The 6,000-nt window shown below is 63.8% G+C and carries 7 protein-coding genes; 3 read left to right on the plus strand and 4 right to left on the minus strand.

All coding sequences use genetic code 11. The features are described 5' to 3' along the window. Positions 1–218: 218 nt before the first annotated feature. Positions 219–446 (minus strand): hypothetical protein, encoded by a 228-nt coding sequence (locus ASF20_RS08635; RefSeq protein ID WP_056272990.1) that lies wholly within the window; start codon positions 444–446, stop codon positions 219–221. Between the two features lie 714 nt (positions 447–1,160). Here ASF20_RS08635 and ASF20_RS08640 point away from each other — a divergent pair. Further along, positions 1,161–1,691 (plus strand): TIGR02281 family clan AA aspartic protease, encoded by a 531-nt coding sequence (locus tag ASF20_RS08640; RefSeq protein ID WP_056272992.1) that lies wholly within the window; start codon positions 1,161–1,163, stop codon positions 1,689–1,691. A 91-nt stretch (positions 1,692–1,782) separates the two neighbouring features. Here the strand turns inward: ASF20_RS08640 and mutS are convergent, their stop codons facing one another. Beyond that, the gene (gene mutS / locus ASF20_RS08645; RefSeq protein ID WP_056272995.1) at positions 1,783–4,536 is read right to left on the minus strand and encodes a DNA mismatch repair protein MutS; all 2,754 of its coding nucleotides are present in this window, start codon (positions 4,534–4,536) and stop codon (positions 1,783–1,785) included. A 160-nt stretch (positions 4,537–4,696) separates the two neighbouring features. After that, positions 4,697–4,990 (minus strand): hypothetical protein, encoded by a 294-nt coding sequence (locus tag ASF20_RS08650; protein ID WP_056273737.1) that lies wholly within the window; start codon positions 4,988–4,990, stop codon positions 4,697–4,699. A 205-nt stretch (positions 4,991–5,195) separates the two neighbouring features. On the opposite strand from ASF20_RS08650, the gene ASF20_RS23925 reads away from it, so the two are divergent. Together ASF20_RS23925 and ASF20_RS08655 are read left to right on the plus strand one after the other, a co-directional pair. Next, complete coding sequence (locus ASF20_RS23925) at positions 5,196–5,336, plus strand: hypothetical protein (protein WP_156647996.1); 141 nt, start codon at positions 5,196–5,198, stop codon at positions 5,334–5,336. Positions 5,337–5,362: 26 nt separating this feature from the next. Next, positions 5,363–5,587 (plus strand): hypothetical protein, encoded by a 225-nt coding sequence (locus ASF20_RS08655; protein WP_056272996.1) that lies wholly within the window; start codon positions 5,363–5,365, stop codon positions 5,585–5,587. A gap of 139 nt (positions 5,588–5,726) precedes the next feature. Here ASF20_RS08655 and ASF20_RS08660 read toward each other — a convergent pair. After that, positions 5,727–6,000, minus strand: a 274-nt coding sequence (locus ASF20_RS08660; protein ID WP_200927202.1) for a sugar transferase, incomplete at its 5' end; no start/stop codon positions are given.

A 6,000-nucleotide genomic window follows, 5' to 3' on the forward strand; every position in this document is an offset into this window, starting at 1 on the left:
CTGGCTGACGATATCTCGGCGTGCAGCTAGGCGAGCCCGGCCCGAGACACGAGCGCGCTATCTTACTGATCGAATCTAAAGATCGGATAATTTAGATCGGATGATTTGAGAGATCTTTCGCTTTCGGCCACGAGGCATTGACGAAAACGCTCCAATGGGAAACGTCCCACTGGAGCGCGGATCGGAGAGATACTGCCCTGACGCACGGGGCGGTCGTCTTAACGAACGGACACGTCAGCGGTCTCGGCAATGACCCGCCGGGTGGCAGGCACGCGTGGGGTCAGGGAAGGCGTCGTCGTCAACTCGGAAGCGGGACGCACGGTGGCCGTTGCGCGGGCCTGCTCGCGATACAGCGGCGGCATAAGGAATGTACGGTCGTCCGCCATCGCAGTATTGGCAAGGCTGGCCGTTGCGAGGGTCGCGAGAATCAAGATACGGCTGGTCATGACAGGTTTCCTTCTTTTCACCGGAGGTCCATGCCTCGTCCGGTGATCGCAATGTATTTGCACCGCACCATCATTCAAACAGATGATTTTAATAATTGATATCGATGAAATCAATGAGAGGGTAATGCGTATGGCTGGCCGCGTCCCCTTCAGTCGGCGCCACCGGCGTCAAGCCGTGCACCCAAGCCTTTGAGGGGTGTGGTTCGCTTGACCGCAGACGGAGCCAGCAGGCTTGCTCACGGCGACAATCCCGCCCGGGGAGAAAGATAGTACCCGGGCACCCGTGGTGCGGGCAGCGACGCGCTCTGTCGCGGGGAAGGTCTCGGCCGCGCCCCGATTCCACGTTTCGAAGGTTTGGCTCCAGGCTTCATCGGTGTGCAGTTCGGCAGCATCAGCCCAAGCGACGCGTTCACCCCAATTAAGCCCCGCCATCGCCGCGACAGTAGAGTAGGCGTGTTTGAACTTCGCGGCCCAGCAGGCGGCCTGCGCCGAGCAACTTGCCAACGTTGGGTAGGACACCTTTCTATCCGAGGTTGCCGACATCCAGGGTCAGCAATTGCGGTGCCGCAGCGCGATCTCATCAATCGATCCCGTCAGCGACTCTGAAACCATAAGCCTTGGTCACAGCGAATCACGAGAAGATTCCCACCCCGAACCGACGGCTCGTTCACCCTGGCGGATCTATTCTTCCGCATCGAGGAAGGAATGGGTGCTATGACGCGACCGATCGTATGGGCGCTCGGAGTGACGGCAGCCGCCGCAATCTGGGGCATCGGGCTAGCAGAGCGATTCCAACGTCCGCCGGCCCCGGAGACTGCCATCATTGCCACGCCGCTGGGCGAGCGCGCCATGGGCGCATCGGTGCGAGGCGGCCCGAGCACCCTGACGCTCTTCTCCGATGCGCAAGGACACTTCTCGACCGATGCGGTGATCGACGGGAAGCGTCTGCGCATGTTGGTCGATACCGGTGCAACAGCCTGCGCCTTCACTTACGAGGATGCAGAGCGCGCGGGCTTGCGGGTCGGCGAACACGATTTCCGCGTACCGGTCCAGACTGCCAACGGTACCATCCTGGCGGCGCCGGTGCGCATTCCCGAAATACGGATCGGCACCATCACCGTTCAAGGGGTCAACGGCATGGTCATGCCTCGCGGGCGCCTGTCCACCAGCCTCCTCGGCATGTCCTTTCTGAAGCGCTTGAACGAGTTCAGTATGAATGGAGGCCGCCTCACCCTGCGGGGGTGACCCTGTCGACGTCCCATCGGGTCCAAGGTGTCAACGATCAGGCCCCGCCCGTGGGCCCAGTCGTCGGCACCTGAGACCATCCGAGACGTCCTCAATGGCGCTGGCTGACCACAGCTTTGAGCCTGTACAGGGCCTCCAGGGCCTCGCGTGGCGTTAGCGCGTCCGGATCGATGGCTTCGAGGGCGAGGCGCAGGGTGTCGTCGGGCGCTTCGGAGACCGGCTCCGGCATTGGCGGCGGCGCCAGATTGGCAAAGAGCGGCAAGTCGTCGATGCGGGGCCTTGAGGGTCGGTCGCGCTCGGCTTTCTCGAGATGCTTTAGGATCGAACCCGCGCGGGCGATCACGCCGGCCGGAAGGCCTGCCAGCCGTGCCACCTGCAACCCGTAGGAGCGCTCGGCCACGCCCGGCACCACTTCATGCAGGAAGACGACTTCGCCCTTGTGCTCGGCCACCCGGAGAGTCGCGTTGTCGAGGTGGGAAAGGCGCTGTCCAAGGGCGGTAAGCTCGTGGAAGTGGGTCGCGAACAGGGCGCGGCCGCCATTCTGCTCGTGCAGGTGCTCAAGGCAGGCCCAGGCGATGGAGAGGCCATCGAAGGTCGCGGTGCCGCGACCGATCTCGTCCAAGATCACGAGGGAGCGACGGGTCGCCTGATTCAGGATCGCAGCGGTCTCGACCATCTCGACCATGAAGGTCGATTGCCCTCGGGCGAGGTCGTCAGCGGCACCAACGCGGGAGAACAGCCGATCGACGACGCCGAGGCGAACGCGCGCCGCCGGCACGAACGCGCCGATCTGCGCCAGGACGGCAATCAGCGCGTTCTGACGCAGGAAAGTCGACTTGCCGCCCATATTGGGACCCGTCACCAGGCGGATGCGCCCGCGCCCCTCCCCCGACAGATCGCAATCGTTGGCGATGAAGGGAGCCCCGGAGCGGTGGAGCGCCGCCTCCACCACGGGATGGCGTCCTCCTTCCACCACGAAGGCGTAGCTTTCATCGACAAGAGGGCGGCGCCAGTCGCGCTCGACCGCGAGTTCGGCGTGCGACGCGGCCACATCGAGCCGCGCGAGGGCCTCGGCTACTTCAGCAATAGCGGTTGCCTGCATCAGGACTCGTCCGGCGAGGGCATCGAACACGGCGTTTTCCAAGGCCAGTGCCCGGTCGGATGCACCCGAGATCCGACTTTCGAGCTGGCCGAGTTCGACACTTGTGAAGCGCATCGCATCGACCATGGTCTGGCGATGGATGAAGGTCTCGCGCATTACACCTTTGAGGCAGGCCTCGCCCACCCCCTGCGGCACCTCGATGTAGTAGCCGAGCATGTTGTTGTGTTTGATCCGAAGGGTACGACAGCCAGTCTCCTCGGCGTAACGCGCCTGCAGGGCAGCGATGACCTTTCGTGAATCCTGGCCGAGCAGTCGGCTTTCGTCGATCTCCGAATCGTAGCCGTGGCGTACGAACCCCCCATCTTGACGCTTCAGGGGGAGGTCGTCGGCCAGCGCCGCACGAAGTTCCGACACCAGGGCGCGGTCCACGGCAGCAAGGCAGGTCGCGACCGCCAAGAGATCCTCCGGCAGACGCACCAGGCTCCCACATCGATTGGCGAGATCCTGCGCCGCGTCGAGACCATCACGGAGAGCCGCGAGGTCACGTGGGCCGCCCCGTCCTAAGGCAAGACGCGAGAGGGCTCGGGCGAGATCCGGCGCTCTTGCGAGGCCGTCGCGGAAGGCGGCGCGGGTAGGCGCATCATCGACCAGGAACTCCACAGCTGCGTGGCGGTGCCGGATCGCCTCGAGATCAGTCAGGGGGCCGGCGAGGTGCTCCGCAAGAAGGCGGGCCCCACCCGCGGAGACAGTCCGGTCGATGGCGTCCAGCAGGCTTCCCTTACGCTCACCGGATAGGGTTCGGGTCAGTTCGAGATTGGCACGAGTGGATGCATCGATGGAGAGGGTCGCGGCGGAACTCTCTCGAGTCGGCGGTGACAGGGTCGGACGCGCACCGACCTGTGTGCGCTCGATGTAAAGCAGTGCCGCCCCTGCGGCGGCGATCTCGGCCCGCCCGAACTGGCCGAAACCTTCCAGAGTCGAAACCCCGAATTGCGCCTTGAGCCGCCGCTCGGCCGCGGAGAGTTCGAGTTCAGCCTGGGCCAACGGCGTTACGGGGGCCGAGCATTCGCGCCACAACCGGGCGAGCGCCGGATCGGCGTGAATGGTTTCCGACAGCACGATCTCGCGCGGATCGTGCCGGGCGATCGCGGAATCGAGTTCGCCGGACGCCACCTCGCTCAGGGAGAAGCGCCCCGTCGAGATGTCCACGGCTGCAAGACCATAGACGGAGGCCGTTTCACCCGCCTTACGACGGGCGATCGCGAGCAGGATATTCGCACGAGCCGGATCGAGGAGGCGATCCTCGGTGATGGTCCCGGGCGTGACAAGTCGGACCACTTCGCGCCGAACGACGGATTTTGGACCCCGCTTCTTCGCTTCGGCGGGATCTTCCGTCTGCGCACAGACCGCAACACGATGGCCGAGCGCGATGAGGCGGCTGAGGTAGTCGTCGGCACGATCCACCGGCACGCCGCACATGGGGATGTCGGTCCCGCCGTGCTTCCCCCGTTTGGTGAGCACGATCCCTAAGGCGCGGGATGCGATCTCCGCATCCTCGAAGAACAGTTCGTAGAAATCGCCCATCCGATAAAACAGGAGGCAATCGGTGTTAGCGGCCTTGATCTCGATATACTGCGCCATCATCGGGGTGGCGCCAGCCGTCTCAAGGACGGCCGCACTGGTCGCGTAATCCGAGGGAGTGGAACCGGACGTGGCAACGGAGCGGGCGATGCGCTGTGACATGGGCTCAGTATAGCAGAGCGGCCGTCGGAGAATCAGCGCGAGGATGCGTCTCGCCTGGGGAGAAGCAGAAAAGCGCCAGGGCTGGGGAATGTGAAAAGGGCCGACGTGCTCTGCACGACGGCCCTACGATCAACCGGACTGCTGTGACCGACGCCGATGATCAGTAGCGCGGGCCGCCTGAGGTGTTGCCCTTCTGCTGCTGATAGCCGGGCTGCGACGGATTGCGGGAATTCGGATCGCTCATCATCCGAGAGCGCGGCATGCGGTGCATGCGGCGGTGATGACGGTGATGGCGCATGCCGCGGTGGTGACGGCGATAAGCGACCTGATCGACCGCTTGATCACCGGCGACGGCAAGGGCAGGCGCTGGCATCACGGGAGCGGCCGACGCTGACGTCAGTCCGATGGCGCCGAGGAGAGTGCTGGCAGCCAGAGCGATCGCAAGTTTCGTCATGAGTTCCATCTTCCGTCGACGCGCCCGTTGCGCATCCAGCGAACAAGTCCTTCCAAGTGAATCCGTTCCCATTCGTGGGCATCGAAGATGCCATTCTTTCCGAAGATTTGCTGGGATGAAAGAGACAATGGAAGCCCGCGTGCGGGGCAGCTCAGCGAGCAGTCTTCAGATGCATTGCTCTTCGACGGCAGATCCGGACAGGTTCATGGAAAAGAACGCTGTCCGGGTCCCACCGGCGATTGGCGCCTTCATTGCGCGCGTGCCGGTGCTGCGTGATGCCGACTCGCTGTTGAAGCAACGCCACCGTCGACGTTTCGCCGATCCCCGCTTGAACGTTCAGCTGTAAAATTGGGCTTGTTTTAGGAGTAGGCGATGTCCTGGACCGTCCATTGGAGCGAACCGGTCGAAGCAGGCTTATCCAAGGAGGATATTATGCCGCATGTCTATCTCGCCATACGAGGCGAAGAGGAGGCCTTACGCGTCGCGTGCGAATTCTTGAATCAAGGGTTGATCGTCTGGTCGATCCGGCGGGATCATGGAATCCTGGAGACGGACCGACATCGCATCTTTCATCACTTCAATCCGCTCACCTCGTAGGTCGCCAGATCGGATCCCTGGATCTTCGCTTTGTCCTACCCCCGGGACGGGCCGGCACGCTCGTTGGGTGATGCGAGGGATCGGTATCGGGCGAGCACAAAAATTTATCTCGCTAGACTACGGACAGAGGAAGTGAGCCTCAGAAGGCGTTGGTGCGGCGGGTGATTTCGGCCAGGACGGTGCGCAGGAGGATCTGGAGGTCGAGGCGCAGGCTCTGGTTCTCGATGTACCAGAGGTCGAGGGCGGCGCGGCGCTGCATGTCGGCCAGGGTGGGGGTGGGCCCGCGCGATCCGTTGATCTGGGCCCAGCCGGTGATGCCGGGCTTGACGGCGAAGCGGTGGCGGTAGGTTGGGATCTCGGCGCCGTAGTAGAGGTCGTGGGCCAGGGCATGGGGGCGCGGGCCGACCAGGGCC

The sequence above is a fragment of the Methylobacterium sp. Leaf88 genome, from assembly GCF_001422795.1.
Taxonomy (GTDB): domain Bacteria; phylum Pseudomonadota; class Alphaproteobacteria; order Rhizobiales; family Beijerinckiaceae; genus Methylobacterium.